Source organism: Pseudoalteromonas sp. DY56-GL79, assembly GCF_041414765.1.
GTDB lineage: Bacteria > Pseudomonadota > Gammaproteobacteria > Enterobacterales > Alteromonadaceae > Pseudoalteromonas > Pseudoalteromonas piscicida.
Genome location: NZ_JANHZS010000004.1, coordinates 60657 through 73768, shown reverse-complemented (window position 1 = coordinate 73768; position 13112 = coordinate 60657). Strand labels below are relative to the sequence as shown.

General features: G+C 41.5%; 14 protein-coding genes. 4 read left to right on the top strand and 10 right to left on the bottom strand.

Annotated elements, in window-relative coordinates; genetic code table 11:
• Positions 1-26: 26 nt before the first annotated feature.
• From NO992_RS04010 to NO992_RS04000, 3 genes are read right to left on the bottom strand one after another with little or no spacing between them, the layout of a single operon-like run.
• Positions 27-1067 (bottom strand): hypothetical protein, encoded by a 1041-nt coding sequence (locus NO992_RS04010; protein ID WP_248694158.1) that lies wholly within the window; start codon positions 1065-1067, stop codon positions 27-29.
• Positions 1015-1632 (bottom strand): penicillin-binding protein activator LpoB, encoded by a 618-nt coding sequence (locus NO992_RS04005; protein WP_017219134.1) that lies wholly within the window; start codon positions 1630-1632, stop codon positions 1015-1017. The genes NO992_RS04010 and NO992_RS04005 overlap by 53 nt, the downstream gene beginning before the upstream one ends.
• Positions 1633-1636: 4 nt before the next feature.
• On the bottom strand, positions 1637-3298 hold the full coding sequence (locus NO992_RS04000; protein WP_371374557.1) for a hypothetical protein: 1662 nt from the start codon (positions 3296-3298) through the stop codon (positions 1637-1639).
• A 176-nt stretch (positions 3299-3474) separates the two neighbouring features.
• Here NO992_RS04000 and NO992_RS03995 point away from each other — a divergent pair, with 176 nt between their 5' ends.
• Positions 3475-4053: an LPP20 family lipoprotein gene (locus NO992_RS03995; RefSeq protein ID WP_017219136.1), complete on the top strand. Its 579-nt coding sequence runs from the start codon at positions 3475-3477 to the stop codon at positions 4051-4053.
• A 41-nt stretch (positions 4054-4094) separates the two neighbouring features.
• The gene (locus tag NO992_RS03990) at positions 4095-5441 is read left to right on the top strand and encodes a murein transglycosylase domain-containing protein (protein WP_371374554.1); all 1347 of its coding nucleotides are present in this window, start codon (positions 4095-4097) and stop codon (positions 5439-5441) included.
• On the opposite strand, the gene NO992_RS03985 is transcribed toward NO992_RS03990, so the two are convergent.
• The gene (locus tag NO992_RS03985; RefSeq protein WP_371374551.1) at positions 5436-6332 is read right to left on the bottom strand and encodes a TIGR01777 family oxidoreductase; all 897 of its coding nucleotides are present in this window, start codon (positions 6330-6332) and stop codon (positions 5436-5438) included. The two genes, NO992_RS03990 and NO992_RS03985, sit on opposite strands and share 6 nt — an antisense overlap.
• Positions 6333-6447: 115 nt before the next feature.
• Here NO992_RS03985 and NO992_RS03980 point away from each other — a divergent pair, with 115 nt between their 5' ends.
• The gene (locus NO992_RS03980; RefSeq protein WP_017219139.1) at positions 6448-7485 is read left to right on the top strand and encodes an AI-2E family transporter; all 1038 of its coding nucleotides are present in this window, start codon (positions 6448-6450) and stop codon (positions 7483-7485) included.
• Positions 7486-7609: 124 nt separating this feature from the next.
• Here the strand turns inward: NO992_RS03980 and NO992_RS03975 are convergent, their stop codons facing one another.
• The 5 genes from NO992_RS03975 to NO992_RS03955 form a co-directional block, all read right to left on the bottom strand.
• The gene (locus NO992_RS03975) at positions 7610-8044 is read right to left on the bottom strand and encodes a hypothetical protein (RefSeq protein WP_010374053.1); all 435 of its coding nucleotides are present in this window, start codon (positions 8042-8044) and stop codon (positions 7610-7612) included.
• Positions 8028-9371 (bottom strand): ATP-binding protein, encoded by a 1344-nt coding sequence (locus NO992_RS03970; RefSeq protein WP_010374055.1) that lies wholly within the window; start codon positions 9369-9371, stop codon positions 8028-8030. The genes NO992_RS03975 and NO992_RS03970 overlap by 17 nt, the downstream gene beginning before the upstream one ends.
• On the bottom strand, positions 9365-10039 hold the full coding sequence (locus NO992_RS03965) for a response regulator transcription factor (RefSeq protein ID WP_010374057.1): 675 nt from the start codon (positions 10037-10039) through the stop codon (positions 9365-9367). The genes NO992_RS03970 and NO992_RS03965 overlap by 7 nt, the downstream gene beginning before the upstream one ends.
• A 2-nt stretch (positions 10040-10041) precedes the next feature.
• Positions 10042-10299 carry a PepSY domain-containing protein gene (locus NO992_RS03960; protein ID WP_010374059.1) on the bottom strand — a complete coding sequence of 86 codons (258 nt, stop codon included), beginning with the start codon at positions 10297-10299 and terminating at the stop codon, positions 10042-10044.
• Positions 10300-10407: 108 nt separating this feature from the next.
• The gene (locus NO992_RS03955) at positions 10408-10707 is read right to left on the bottom strand and encodes a YciI family protein (protein ID WP_017219142.1); all 300 of its coding nucleotides are present in this window, start codon (positions 10705-10707) and stop codon (positions 10408-10410) included.
• Positions 10708-10928: 221 nt separating this feature from the next.
• On the opposite strand from NO992_RS03955, the gene NO992_RS03950 reads away from it, so the two are divergent.
• On the top strand, positions 10929-12353 hold the full coding sequence (locus NO992_RS03950) for a sodium-dependent transporter (RefSeq protein WP_371374545.1): 1425 nt from the start codon (positions 10929-10931) through the stop codon (positions 12351-12353).
• A gap of 72 nt (positions 12354-12425) precedes the next feature.
• On the opposite strand, the gene NO992_RS03945 is transcribed toward NO992_RS03950, so the two are convergent.
• The gene (locus NO992_RS03945) at positions 12426-13067 is read right to left on the bottom strand and encodes a CPBP family intramembrane glutamic endopeptidase (RefSeq protein WP_021032635.1); all 642 of its coding nucleotides are present in this window, start codon (positions 13065-13067) and stop codon (positions 12426-12428) included.
• Between the last annotated feature and the right edge of the window lie 45 nt (positions 13068-13112).

Sequence of the window (13112 nt, the reverse complement as noted above, 5' to 3'; positions counted from 1 at the left end):
AAGGCCCTATAAAAAAGGGCCTTACTTTAGATTTTGCTATCAATGATTAACATCGTCAGCTTTTTGCTTAGCATCTTTGCTGACTTTTCTTCAGCATTAGACTTAGCCATGTTTTCAAAACTAGACGCTGCTTTTATTTGTGCAGAAACATGCGCCTTTTCTTTATCGTTTTCCATGAGTGTTAAACTCGAGTTGGCAAAAACATAATAAGTGCTGTTTTTCTTTACGTCTTCGAAATCTACGCGAAAGTCAATTTGAAAGTCTGCACTTTGTTTTTCACCCACAACAGTAAGACCTTGCTTAGTCAAGCTTTCGGCTAACTGGTTGCGGATAGACTCCTGTCCCCAAAACTTTGATGAAATACTAAAAGTTAATGACTGAATAAAATCATTCAGCATTTTGTTTTTGTTGCTCACTGAGGTTGGTATGGCAATGCTGCCGCCACCTAATTGCCTGTGATATTCGTTTGCTTTGCGTCTTTTGGCGATTAGTCGCTTAATTGCCATCGCTTCTTTTAGTTTTTCTGAATTGGTTAGTGCCGAAATAGTCGCGTTACTGATCTCTTCGTCAAGTTGTCTAATATCAAGCTCAGCGTGCATCCTTGACTCAATCTTGTTAAATGAGGCAAGGGCATAGGCCGTTTTTTGCTCTGAGGAGTAAAACTCCTGCTCAATATTGATCCCCTGTAATTGTATGCTTGGGACTCGAGAATATAAAATCTCATCCACTCGATACGAAAAATCGCCATTAGCCTGGCTTTGAGCAACTTGTGTCGTTCCTTCAATTTCCACATTTAATTGTTTGGCAATCGCCAATCTAGCTGCTTCTTGGGCAGCAAGTTTGGCTTCCGTCCTATCTACAATATGACTCGCTGAACCAACGCCATACACTAGATAATCGGAGCTCGGCTGCTGCGTAGCCCACGTGGGTAAGCTTTCTTCCTTTGCAACAGCCTGCTTAGTAGACTGACAGGCCGATAAACTAAGTAGAATACACAGAGGTAATACTAGACGTTTAGAAACCATACCCGCTGCGCTCTTGAAGTTTTTGAATCTTCTTCTGTCCATTCCACACCTCTCGGTTAGTCGTCATGTCTATTAATCGAAGATCTACTTGGTAGAAAGTGACTCGACTTCCACCTTGTTCATCAACAAATGAGTTAATTGTGCCGGATAGTGCATAATCAGCACCTTGCTCTTGGCCGATCTCATTACGAGTTTCGAGGCTTGAATTAAGCTCTTGGTCTCGCCTTTCCTCACGAATTTCATCTCGTACATAGCGGTTTGCGACGAAGTCAGCTTGCCCGCTTCGCAATATGGCGCGCTTGAGGTCATTCAAAAAAGTGTCAACTGCAATATGCTGATGCGACTTGTTACGAACAGATTGAATAATGATAGCGGGTCGAGTGCCTTCTTTGGCACGGTGTTCACGTACCCAAGGGAAGCCGAGCATATCGCTTATCATTGCTTCAGCAACTAACTGAGAGTCTTTGGCATTCCATTTATCTGAAAGCGCTATTTCTTCATTGGTGTCCACGCGACTCACTTTGGTTGTTGAAGAGCAACCCGTCATCGCTGCGCTAGACGCGATGAGCATTGGGACAACTAATTTAACTGCAAATTTAGGCTTCATGTATTCAGTCCATGTTAGTTAAAGATGATAAATAATTTTGTTTTTCTGGTTCAGCTGCACCGGTGAAGGTGCGAATGTGGCTAAGCAACGGTGCTGTTTGATTCAGCCGTATATCCTGTTTAATCACTCTGCCAGTCCTTAATTGGGTTTGCAATTGCAGGTGGGTGGTATTTTCGGGTAATTTCACTCGAGCCACTCTAATTTCACCTGGTAAAGATTGCCATTGTCTAGTATCTGCCGCTGCTGTAATGGCGTTGGTGACAGATGATGTTAGCTGAGCAAGCCCTGCCAACAGCGAGTTCTGCTGGATGCCAACTTGCTTTATCGCTTTACTTGCTGTGACTGCTTTTAACACTTCTCGAGAAATAGCGGTGTAAATTTCCATATTGGCATTACCTAGCGTGTCATACAGTGTGAGTAAGTTTACCGAATAAAAGGGGTGTAATTCTGTAAGTTTTTGTCCGTTAGCGAAAAGCGCAACACGTTGGATATCGTTTTTATGAGGTTGTAAGTAAGTAACCGAGATTCTACTGCCATACTTGAGTGCATCAATCACCCCTTCGTCTACGGCTTTTTGCCATAATTTATCCCCAAGGGGTAAGCGTTTTGTGACAGTGCCTAATACAACATCACTAAAGTCACCTGTTGCATAGTTTTGAATGAGATCAAACAAGCTGGTATCAGCAAACATTAAATTAAACCATGCGAACTGGGCTTGGCGTTCTTCTTTTGTCCCCCAATAAATCGGCGTAATCACTATCGCTTGTGCCTCTTCATCAGGTCTAAGATAAAGGTTAAACTCTTTGCGCTGCGGTGATACACCTAAGCTTTGAACTAATGTGAAGTAGTTTTCTTCCTTGTCTGCAACCATTCTGTTGAGATCTTGCTGTGCTTGTTGGCCTGCATATTGACCTAGTTTGTATTGTTTACTAAAGCCATTTTTGTATGCGCTCACCGCTCGCTCATATTGGATCCGAGCACTATCTAGCTCGCCTTGTTGCTCATATAAAACGCCACTTAAATACTGTGCAAATGCATCGTCTTTATACTCAAGTTCACCGCTGATAAATGGTTGATTAAAAATAGCTTTAAAAATTTGCTCAATATCACTTCCAGCTTTTTGTTGACTTACATAGCCTCCGGTTTGTTGCTGTAATTGAGAGAGATATAAGTCCAGTTGGCGCATTTCTGTCAGTGCAGAGTCATACAAAGCAACACGGTTTACCTTCGACGCGTTTGCCAACGACACATAATTAAGCGCCATTAATGTATGGATCATGGGTTTATGAAAAGCGCGGCCAGTATATTTTTTGTAACTTGCACCAGTAAAAGTGGAAAAAAGCTGGTCGCTGATACTGACAGTGTAGGCGGCTTCAATGATTTCCTTGGCGTGAGAAAGATGTTGATTACTTAATTCATAATGGTGTTGTAAATGCGCTAACATACCGGATTCAAGATAATATAATAGCTCGTCACGAGATGAGTTTTTATAGGCATAGTCAATACGCTGTTGGGCTGAGATAAAATCTCCTTGCTCCGCGTATTCTATGGCCTGCTTGTTGGCTTTAGGGGTCAAGTTACAGCCGCTCAGCATCAAGCAACCCGTAAAGATCAAGAGTTTTATCATGAAGTTATATAAATCAATTTGGAATCGCATTCCTTGCATACTTGTTCTTATAATGGCAGTGTTGTTGTGTTCAATCATATAACAATAAATTAAATAGTAAAAAATTGAATTGAAAGTGCTAAATTGTTAAAAATCGTTTTTACAATTTATTACTGTTAATCAATGATTTTTTTGATAAATTTTATTCCGTAATCAGGGCAATTAAGGAACCCAACATGAAAGCAAAACAACTACTTATATCAGTGGCCGTTATAGGGATACTATCGGCTTGTAGTTCAAGTAAAGACGATGCGGCTTCAAGTCCAAGAGTTAATATTCCAGAATGGGTTCTCAATCCAACAATCGAAGATGGTATAGCGGCAGCAGATTGTGTGAAATACTCGGGCAATATTTCAATCGATCAAAAAATGGCAGTTGCAAATGCACGTCTTGCTCTTGCTCAACAGATTGAAACACGCATCGAAGGCCTTGATAAGACATTCGCGAACCGTACAGATGCAAACGATGATACAACGGTAGGCGCAACCTTTAGCTCTGTATCCAAACAACTTACTAAACAAACATTAAATGGCTCTCGTATCGTCAAGGCCGATGTTATCGATATTTCTGGTAAAGATTATTTCTGTGCATTGACGACGTTATCACCTGATCAGACTAAAGAACTTTTCAAAGATTTGATCAAAGAAAGTAAGCGCAGTGTAAACCCTCAGGATGAAAAGTTTTTATATCAAGAATTTAAAGCTTACAAAGCGGAAAAAGATCTTGAGAAGGAAATTGCAAGGCTAACTAATTAAAGCGTGAGTTTCACGCTTTAATTTTTTGAAAGGAACGCTCTATGCGCAAATCGGTATACTCATTTTTAGTCATGGCGTTAAGTGCCATTCCAAGTGCGGTGGCGAGTCAAGCCCAGCTTTTTGAAGAGCTGTCAGAGAAAATGTCACGTTGGCAAACCTCCGAGCCTAGTGATGAAGAGCTGAGCGAGTTTGAGCAATATAAACGCCAACAATTAAGTGAGTTTGCTGATTATGTCGAAGAGCATTTTGAAGAGTACGATGCCTTTCGTGATAACGTGATCCAACAGTGGGGAGATATAACTGTTTCTGATCAAGCCGCATTTGTCACCTACAGTGATGATTTATCATCCAGAATGGTTGTCGACTTTGAAGCCAATGAGCTGGTCGTAAGCATTAGGCATGCGGCAGATGAAAAGGTATCGCAGGCTCAACTTCAAGCCCTATATAAAGAATTTATCGCGAAAGACCGTGCAGTAATTGATGTATTTAATGCTGATACGCTCGCGGTAAACCAAAGTGAAACAACAAAACGTGAAGTGGATAACGCTGCTCGTGCAAAAGCGTTGATCGCAGCGAAAAAGCAAATAGACAGCCAATTCGAACAACAGCAACGTTATATAGAACGCCAGACGGATGAGGCCATCATTGACGGCGAAGATACAAAATTAGCAGAGGCTCAACAACAAGCGCAACAGAAAAAGCTTGAACTGTTAAAGCAAAAACGTCTTAAAAAGCTATTAGAAACTGCAAGTAATACCGGTAAAAGTGAAGCAACAGTCGTATCTGAAATCGTGCTTAAGCTACCCAAACAGACTGAACTTTCCAAGCATCGAGCAGAACGTTATGTTAGCCAAGTGAATGCACAAGCGAAGCGCTTTGACATTGAGCCAAGTTTAATTTTTGCGGTTATGCATACCGAAAGCCACTTTAACCCAATGGCAAAGTCACATATTCCTGCGTTTGGTTTGATGCAGATTGTACCGACGAGTGCGGGTGTTGATGTGAATCGTATGTTGTACAATCGCGATGAACCGATGTCGGCGCCTTATTTATATGTGACGGACAATAATATTGAAGCGGGGACCGCTTACCTGAATATTCTCGATAAACGCTACCTGAGTAAAATACAGAATCCACTTAGTCGTAAGTATTGCATCATTGCGGCTTACAATACGGGTGCTGGCAATGTTGCCCGTGTGTTTAATGCTGATGACTCGAGATCCATCACAAAAGCGGCAAAGATCATTAATTCACTCTCACCAGAAAACGTACTAGCGGCGCTAGACAAAAGTTTACCTTATGATGAAACCAAACATTATCTGGACAAAGTCTTAACGCGAGAAAAGCTCTATATAGCGCCAGAAGAAGGTATTGCACAAAAGTTATAAGTTAAGCGCGCTCAAGGCACCTTCAATGTGATCGTGGCGGAATCGATAACCTGCATCGAGAAGTTTTTTGGGTACGACGCATTGGCCGTACAATAGCAATTCTGACATTTCACCATATGCCAATTTGAGGACAAACGGTGGTACGGTAAATAGGCAAGGGCGTGAGATAGCGCGTGCTAAGGCTTGAGAAAATTGCTTATTTGATACTGGGTTAGGGGCTGTAGCATTAATAACGCCGCTGATCTCGTCATGTTTAAGGATATACAGTATCGCCTGAATCATATCGTCGATATGGATCCAAGACATCATTTGGCTTCCTGAACCAATCGGACCGCCCACACCAAACCGAAAAGGCGGTAACATCTTTGCCAAAGCTCCTCCCGATTTTGAAAGTACGATACCTGTTCTTAATATGCAGACTCTAGTTTGGCTGGACTCGGCTCTAAAGGCGGTATCCTCCCAATCTCGGCACAGTCTATGGGAGAATTCATCATGGTAATCCTTGAAATCTTCAGTGATGCTTAAGTTATCCGGTTGGCGTCCATAAAAACCTATAGCACTACCTGAGATAAACACCTTGGGCGGTGACGTCGCAGTGTTTATCGCCGCAACGATTTGCTCAGTGATTTTTATCCGACTACTGTAGATCTCTTGTTTTTTCTCTTTGCTCCAACGGCCACTGGCGATTGGTTCACCCGCAAGGTTAATGACCGCATCAAGCTCATTAAAGTCGACATCATCGGTATCGGTGACGCAGCTAACCCCACTTGGTAATAGGTTTGCAGCTTTTGAAGGCGAACGGGTCAGTACAATCAGATTATGTTTGTGTACTAAAAATTGGCATAGCTTTTTACCAATTAATCCTGTTGCGCCTGTTATAAATATATTCATTCTCAATACTCTTTATTGTAATCAAATAAACCTACGTTTTAGCAAGGAGTTAGATCACTCATTTTCATTATAGGTGGTTTGTTTTAGAATGGTAAAAAAGCAAAAGGAGTGAACAGTGTCTTCACTGACTGGAATAAACAAAACGCTGGTGGTTTTGGCCTCGCTATTTTTAGTGTTAGGTGGTATCAAGCTTGCGTCTGAGATTGTCGTGCCGTTTATATTAGCTGCATTTATTGCGATTATCTGTAATCCCATGCTCAAGTTTTTGGCTCGCTTTAAAATACCAAAAGGGCTGGCCATTCTGGTGATTATCGCACTTGTGATTTTAATAGGTGCAAGTATTGGTGGGCTTGTTGGGCAATCAGTCAATGATTTCTCCAAGCAGCTGCCAACTTATAAAGAAGATTTACAAGAAAAGTTCGTTTGGTTGGTCAGTACTGCCGCAAACTACAATATCTTATTGGATAAACAACAACTTATTAGCATGCTAGACCCAAATAAGCTAATCGATGTGGCCACCAATATGTTAACTGGCTTTGGTGGTGTGATGGCAAATAGCTTTTTAATTTTGCTTATCGTCGTCTTCATGCTTTTTGAAGCGCCTTCCTTGGGCCACAAAGTGCATCTTGCCCTAGACGATCCAGAGATGAAAATGCAGCAAATTGATAGATTTTTAGATTCTATCAATAGCTATTTGGCGATTAAAACGCTGGTGTCATTGGCGACAGGTGTCGTGGCGGCCGTTTTTTTATGGGCGTTAGGTGTTGATTACTTCGTGCTTTGGGGCGTAGTTGCATTTTTGCTTAACTATATTCCAAACATAGGTTCAATCATTGCAGCTGTTCCGCCTGTTTTACTGGCCTTAGTGACACAAGGACCATTGGTGAGCGGCATTGTTGCTGTGGGTTACATTTGTATTAATACCTTAATGGGCAATATTATTGAGCCGAGGTTTATGGGTCGAGGATTAGGTTTATCGACTTTAGTCGTGTTTCTCTCGTTAATCTTTTGGGGGTGGTTACTCGGAACTGTGGGAATGCTGCTTTCTGTGCCACTTACCATGGTTGTGAAAATTGCTCTTGAAACCAGTGAAGAGGGTAAGTGGCTTGCAATCCTTCTCGGTTCAGAACAACCCGATAATAAAACATCTTAACAACACTGAGATTAGGCAAATAAAAAGGAGCTACAAACAGCTCCTTCTCTAAGAGTTTTACTCGTCATTAGCTGAAGCTTAGGTTATTAAGGCTTGCCACCTAATAATCTAATCAAAAATGCTGCTAGAGATTCAAATCTTCTTTCAATACTTTACTGCTTTTCAGCTCAATGATGTGGGCTTTTAAAAATGCAATTTTGCAATTTTTATAAGCCGTCGCTGAGCGCGTCGCGTTTGGCATATCTAGTAAGTATCGCCACCGGCAGCTATCTTCCATATATTCCTCCTGATTGCGAAGGGCACGTTCCATAATTGGCAAGATCTGAGTATTACCCGTGTCCGCTTGATACTTTTTAGTATCAAGCAATAACTTAGTGATCCAGGTTTGACGATGACGTTCAAGTAAGTTGATATTGCCATCTAGGCACATGAGGAATTTTTTTGCTTTTTCCGGATGCGTTGACTCATACTTCGTACAGTCTTGTAGTGTGACATCGTCATCTGCAATTACAAAAAAGGTTAATCCCGATACCAATAGACTGCTAATTATTCTTTTCATGGTTAAACTCTATCGTAAATTTTGCGCCACCATGTTGGGAAGTACCGATTTGCATCAAGCCATGATACGACTTAACTAAATCAGATACGATAGCCATTCCTACGCCGTGGCCAGCTTCATAGGTGTCTAGTCTTGCACCTCTGGTCAGCAGCTCTGAGCGGCGATGCTCTGGAATGCCTGGGCCATCATCTTCTACTTCTATGATTAGTAGGCGCTTTTTAGGTGCACTTACTTTTATATCGACCAAGGAACCACATGCTTTACAGGCGTTATCTATAATATTACCAAGAATTTCCATTAAGTCCGTTTTATCGCCAAGAAATGCAACCTCCTCACCACATTCGGAGGAAAATTGAATGTGCTTGTCGTGATACACTTTAGTCATGGCGTTGAGTATTGAGTCTAGTACGGGTTTTACTGATGTTTGTTTCTTCCATGTATCGGATGCACCCGTTGCAGCACGTTTCAATTGATGTTCGATCATCGCATTGATTCTGTCTAGTTGCTCCTGAGCGTCTGCATCTTTTGCCAGTGGACTGGATTTAATCACCGCAAGGGGCGTTTTTAACGCGTGTGCAAGGTCGCTAAGTGACGCTCTATATCTCTCTTTTTGACGCTTTTGAGATTCCAATAGTAGGTTTAAGTCGGATTTGATTGTTAGAAGCTCGACGGGGTAAAGACCCGTGATCTTATCGCGCTCGCCAGCCTCAATCTCTTTAATTTCTTTATCCAATCGCTGTAACGGCCTTGCGTTCCATACAAACCCAAATGCCATCAATCCAGCTATCACCACACCCATAACCAGCATCCAGTTGACCAAGGTGTTTCTAAACCCTGACATTAACTCCATCAGCGCATCATTTTTCTTTAAAAGTACAAAGCGGGCTTGCTGCGATTGCTCTGCATTTCCGAGAATAACAGTTAGGCTAAGTTGCCAAAACAGTACACCATTATATTCAACTCGTTTAAACTCAGATGCTCCAGCTTGGTTTTCTGAAAAGTCAGGTGAAATTGAGAGATTTACAGCCGACTCGGAATACCAAACGAGGGAGTTATCTTGATAGACCAGAGCATAAGTATCAGAATTCAGTCTGTTTAACTCAGGTGCAAGAATACTGCGAGGCATTTCGAGTCCGTTAGAGACAAATTCGACTTCAGAGATAAGTGAGTAGAGGTGGGCTTCCAATGTTTTTTCAGTCGCATCGACTAAAGAAGAATAATAAGCCCTGCCCACGGAGAAAAACAGCGCGGGAAGGGCAATAATAAGCACAAAGACAAGGATAAATCCTTGTCTTATTTTAAGCGAAATTTGAGAGCTGTTTACCACTGATTTTTGAACCTATATCCACGTCCTCTAAGGGTTTCAACAGGGTTCAGAGTGCCATCAGGGTCTAGCTTTTTACGCAGTCTTAAGACAAACACTTCAATAACGTTAGAGTCTAAGTCAAAGTCCTGATCGTATATGTGCTCTGTGAGTTCAGATTTAGAAATAACTTTTTGTGGGTTAACCATTAAGTATTCTAAAACTTTATATTCATAGGCCGTTAGTGATAGCTCGTTATCGTTAACCCAGACTTGCTGTGAGCGAGTATGGATTTTGATTGGCCCAATACAAATCTCTGGATTTGCTTGTCCAGCGCTACGTCTAATCAGTGCATTACAGCGCGCAATCAGTTCTTCAACATGAAACGGTTTAGTGAGGTAGTCATCAGCTCCAGCATCAAGGCCTTCTACCTTGTCTTGCCAGCGATCACGTGCCGTTAAGATTAAAATAGGGATCTTAACGCCGTTAGCACGTGCTCTACGGATAATTTCAATACCGTCAAGTTTTGGCAAACCGAGATCGATCACTGCCATATCTAACGGATATTCTTCAAGGTGAAATAATCCAGACTCACCATCATGACACAAGTCAACGCTATATTTTTCTTTCTCTAATGCATTTCGCAGGTTTTCTGCTAGTTGAATATCGTCTTCGATAACTAAAATACGCATCCTTAGTCCTTATTTACTTCACCTGTCTTCTTGTTGACTTTTAAGTCAACAATTCGACCATCTGGTTGGAGAATTCTTACCACAAAAAACTGATTTTCTTCAGAAATCTTAAGCGTCTTCCCAGCATACTTATCAAGCGCCAGAGACACAGCTTCTTTTTTTGTAATTGTCTTTACATTCTTATCATTGCGGCTATTGGCGTCTGCTACACTCGAAGCGAACGCCAAGATCAACGCTAAGAGAGTGAGTTGCAATCGCATTTTAAGCTCCACAGTTTCATAGATACTAAGTGTCTAAACTTCATAAATCTCAAACAAATTTAGTGCTTTTGTAATTAACCTTTGCTGAACTTAACGTTCAGTAAACTTTTATGGCAGAACTCGCTTGTACGGTTTTACAATACTAGCAGTATAGACACCAGCATCAATATAGGGATCGACGCTCGCCCATTGCTGCGCACTTTCTAAGTTTTCAAACTCAGCAATAACCAAAGAACCCGTAAAACCCGCTTCACCGGGATCTTCCGAGTCAATAGCTGGTAACGGGCCTGCTGCAAACAATCGACCTTGTTGTTTTAATTCTTCTAAACGCGCTAAGTGAGCAGGGCGCGTAGCAAGACGTTTTGCTAATGAATTTTCAGCGTCGGTTGAATAGATCATGTAAAGCATAAGTATTAGTTCCAGATTGGTTTCTAGGTTATTATTGTTATTTTTATGTATTTTGTCGGCTTTTCAGGGCCGTTTATCAATACTATGATAAAACGCCCTCAGTGCAAAAGTAAATGTACACAGAGTTTTTCAGTGATTAGACATTTAAACTTGAAAAACACTCAGCTTGACTGGTAGAGTCCTTCGGATATTTGTAGAAAATAATAATAAGGTTGATTGCAATGAGTGCAAACCGTGAGCATTTTAGCTCTCGATTAGGGTTTATCCTTGCCGCTGCGGGTTCTGCTGTTGGTATTGGTAACTTAGTCGGCTTTCCTGTTTCCGCCGCAAAAAATGGTGGTGGGGCATTTTTACTAATCTATGCACTATTTGTAGTGTTTATCTGTTTACCTGTCATGATGGCCGAAATGGCAATGGGTAGGAAAGCCCAAAAAGACCCGTTTGGCGCATATAAGCTACTATCTAATCATGATAAAAAGTGGTCAATAGCTGGATTCTTGGCTGTACTCACGCCGTTTATGATTGCCGTCTTCTATATGGTTATTACCGTTTGGATTTTTGGCTTTTTAGCGCAAACAGCTTTAGGTAACTTAGATGTACTCGCCTCTCCGAAGTACTTTGGTACTTTTATCAACGATACCGATGTTTTCATCTACATGTTGATTGTGGGCGTTATTGTTAACCTTATTTTGGTTGGCGGTGTAAAAGAAGGGATTGAAAAAGCGGCTAAGTTACTCATGCCAGCGTTATTTGTCATGTTGATTGGCCTTGTCGCATACGTGCTAACCCTTGATAACGCGATGGCAGGTGTACGCTATTACATCGTTCCTGACTTCGAAAAGATGAATGCAAGTGTGCTAAATGGCGCGTTATCACAGGCGTTCTTTTCACTGTCTTTAGGTATGGGTATATTGATCACCTATGCTTCCTATATTTCTAAGAAAGACGACATTGTCGGTAGCTCTAAAATGGTCGCTATTACAGATTCATTAGTGGCATTCATTGCAGGTTTGATGGTACTTCCGGCTATCTTTAGTTTTAATCCGAATACAGATCCAAGTAAGTTATCGGACTCTTCAGTATCTATGATTTTCGATTACTTACCTAAATTGTTATTGGCTTTACAAGATGACATTGGTTACGTCGGTGCTTCAATTGTTGCAGGTACTTTCTTTTTGCTGGTTTTCTTTGCCGCGATAACGTCGCTTGTGTCAATTGTCGAGGTGCCTACCGCGACGTTGATGGAAGAAAAATGTATTTCACGTAAAAAGGCACTGATTATCTTAGCGTTGACCACAGGTATTTTGACTGTGTTATCTACTATGTCTTTTGGAATGGTGGACTGGCTTACAAGTTTTGTAAGTTATGGCGATGCTCAGAAGAGCTTCTTTGACCTAATTTACGACGTGTTTTACGATACTATTTTACCGTTGAATGGTTTGCTGTTGTGTCTATTCGTTACTTATCGCTGGAAAAAATCTGGTTTGAATGAAGAATTAGCGCAAGGCTCAGAAGGGTACGTAGGTAGCTTTACTGAAAAATATATTAATTTCTCTCTATCTACATTCATCCCTGTGATCCTGTTGGCTATTTTTATTAATACCGTTGCAACCAAGTATTTTGCATTCAGTATCTTTGGCTTCTAGCTGCAGGACATTCGTTATGGCTACGATGACATCGGCGTATTAATGCGCCGATGTTTATTCTCCACTAAGCCACTAAAATTTCACGCCCGAATCTAAGTACTGCCCAATTCCTATTGTAAACATCCACAGCCCCCACAGGCTATGCTCTAACACACACACCGCAAGCGAGCGACTATGTGCGTAGGTATAAGAAAATAGTAGCCCGCCAACAAAAGATAACGCCACGGCTATCCAGTTGTCGTAGACGCAGTGCGCAAGCGCAAACACTAATGCACTTAGCAAAACTCGATTGTTCTTATTCGGTAAAATCCTTTTATAGCGATGAAAGAAGTAGCTCCTAAAAATTAATTCTTGTGGTAAGACGGAAAGAATAGGGTAGGCAATTAATAATAATAACCAATCGCTGGGTGAATTGAGCGGCAGGGAAAACCAATTTCCTTGACTAACTAAACCATAGAGCATGGCTGAAAACATCGCACCTGCGAAAAACGTGGTGAATAAACGTTTTTTGACGGACGAAAACTCTCCCAAACTGGTTAACCTAAATCGTTTGAAATGGGGGTCGGTTAGTAGTAAATGGGTACAGACTGCCATTAAAATGATCAGTGCTGGAAAAAGCCAATTGTTGAGGTGATCACGGAATTGATAAGCGACAATGGGCAGGACAAAGAATACAAATACGAGTTCACACCACCGGTATTGGCTTGCGTTCAAGGTTGGTTCCCCAAAATATTTGGCGGCTACAAGCCGCTATAGTTA

What these genes read in the sequence shown, in the direction of transcription:
- NO992_RS04010 (WP_248694158.1), bottom strand. Translation starts at nt 1,067, where the DNA reads ATGGACAGAAGAAGATTCAAAAACTTCAAGAGCGCAGCGGGTATGGTT.
- NO992_RS04005 (WP_017219134.1), bottom strand. Translation starts at nt 1,632, where the DNA reads ATGAAGCCTAAATTTGCAGTTAAATTAGTTGTCCCAATGCTCATCGCG.
- NO992_RS04000 (WP_371374557.1), bottom strand. Translation starts at nt 3,298, where the DNA reads ATGCAAGGAATGCGATTCCAAATTGATTTATATAACTTCATGATAAAA.
- NO992_RS03995 (WP_017219136.1), top strand. Translation starts at nt 3,475, where the DNA reads ATGAAAGCAAAACAACTACTTATATCAGTGGCCGTTATAGGGATACTA.
- NO992_RS03990 (WP_371374554.1), top strand. Translation starts at nt 4,095, where the DNA reads ATGCGCAAATCGGTATACTCATTTTTAGTCATGGCGTTAAGTGCCATT.
- NO992_RS03985 (WP_371374551.1), bottom strand. Translation starts at nt 6,332, where the DNA reads ATGAATATATTTATAACAGGCGCAACAGGATTAATTGGTAAAAAGCTA.
- NO992_RS03975 (WP_010374053.1), bottom strand. Translation starts at nt 8,044, where the DNA reads ATGAAAAGAATAATTAGCAGTCTATTGGTATCGGGATTAACCTTTTTT.
- NO992_RS03965 (WP_010374057.1), bottom strand. Translation starts at nt 10,039, where the DNA reads ATGCGTATTTTAGTTATCGAAGACGATATTCAACTAGCAGAAAACCTG.
- NO992_RS03960 (WP_010374059.1), bottom strand. Translation starts at nt 10,299, where the DNA reads ATGCGATTGCAACTCACTCTCTTAGCGTTGATCTTGGCGTTCGCTTCG.
- NO992_RS03955 (WP_017219142.1), bottom strand. Translation starts at nt 10,707, where the DNA reads ATGCTTTACATGATCTATTCAACCGACGCTGAAAATTCATTAGCAAAA.
- NO992_RS03950 (WP_371374545.1), top strand. Translation starts at nt 10,929, where the DNA reads ATGAGTGCAAACCGTGAGCATTTTAGCTCTCGATTAGGGTTTATCCTT.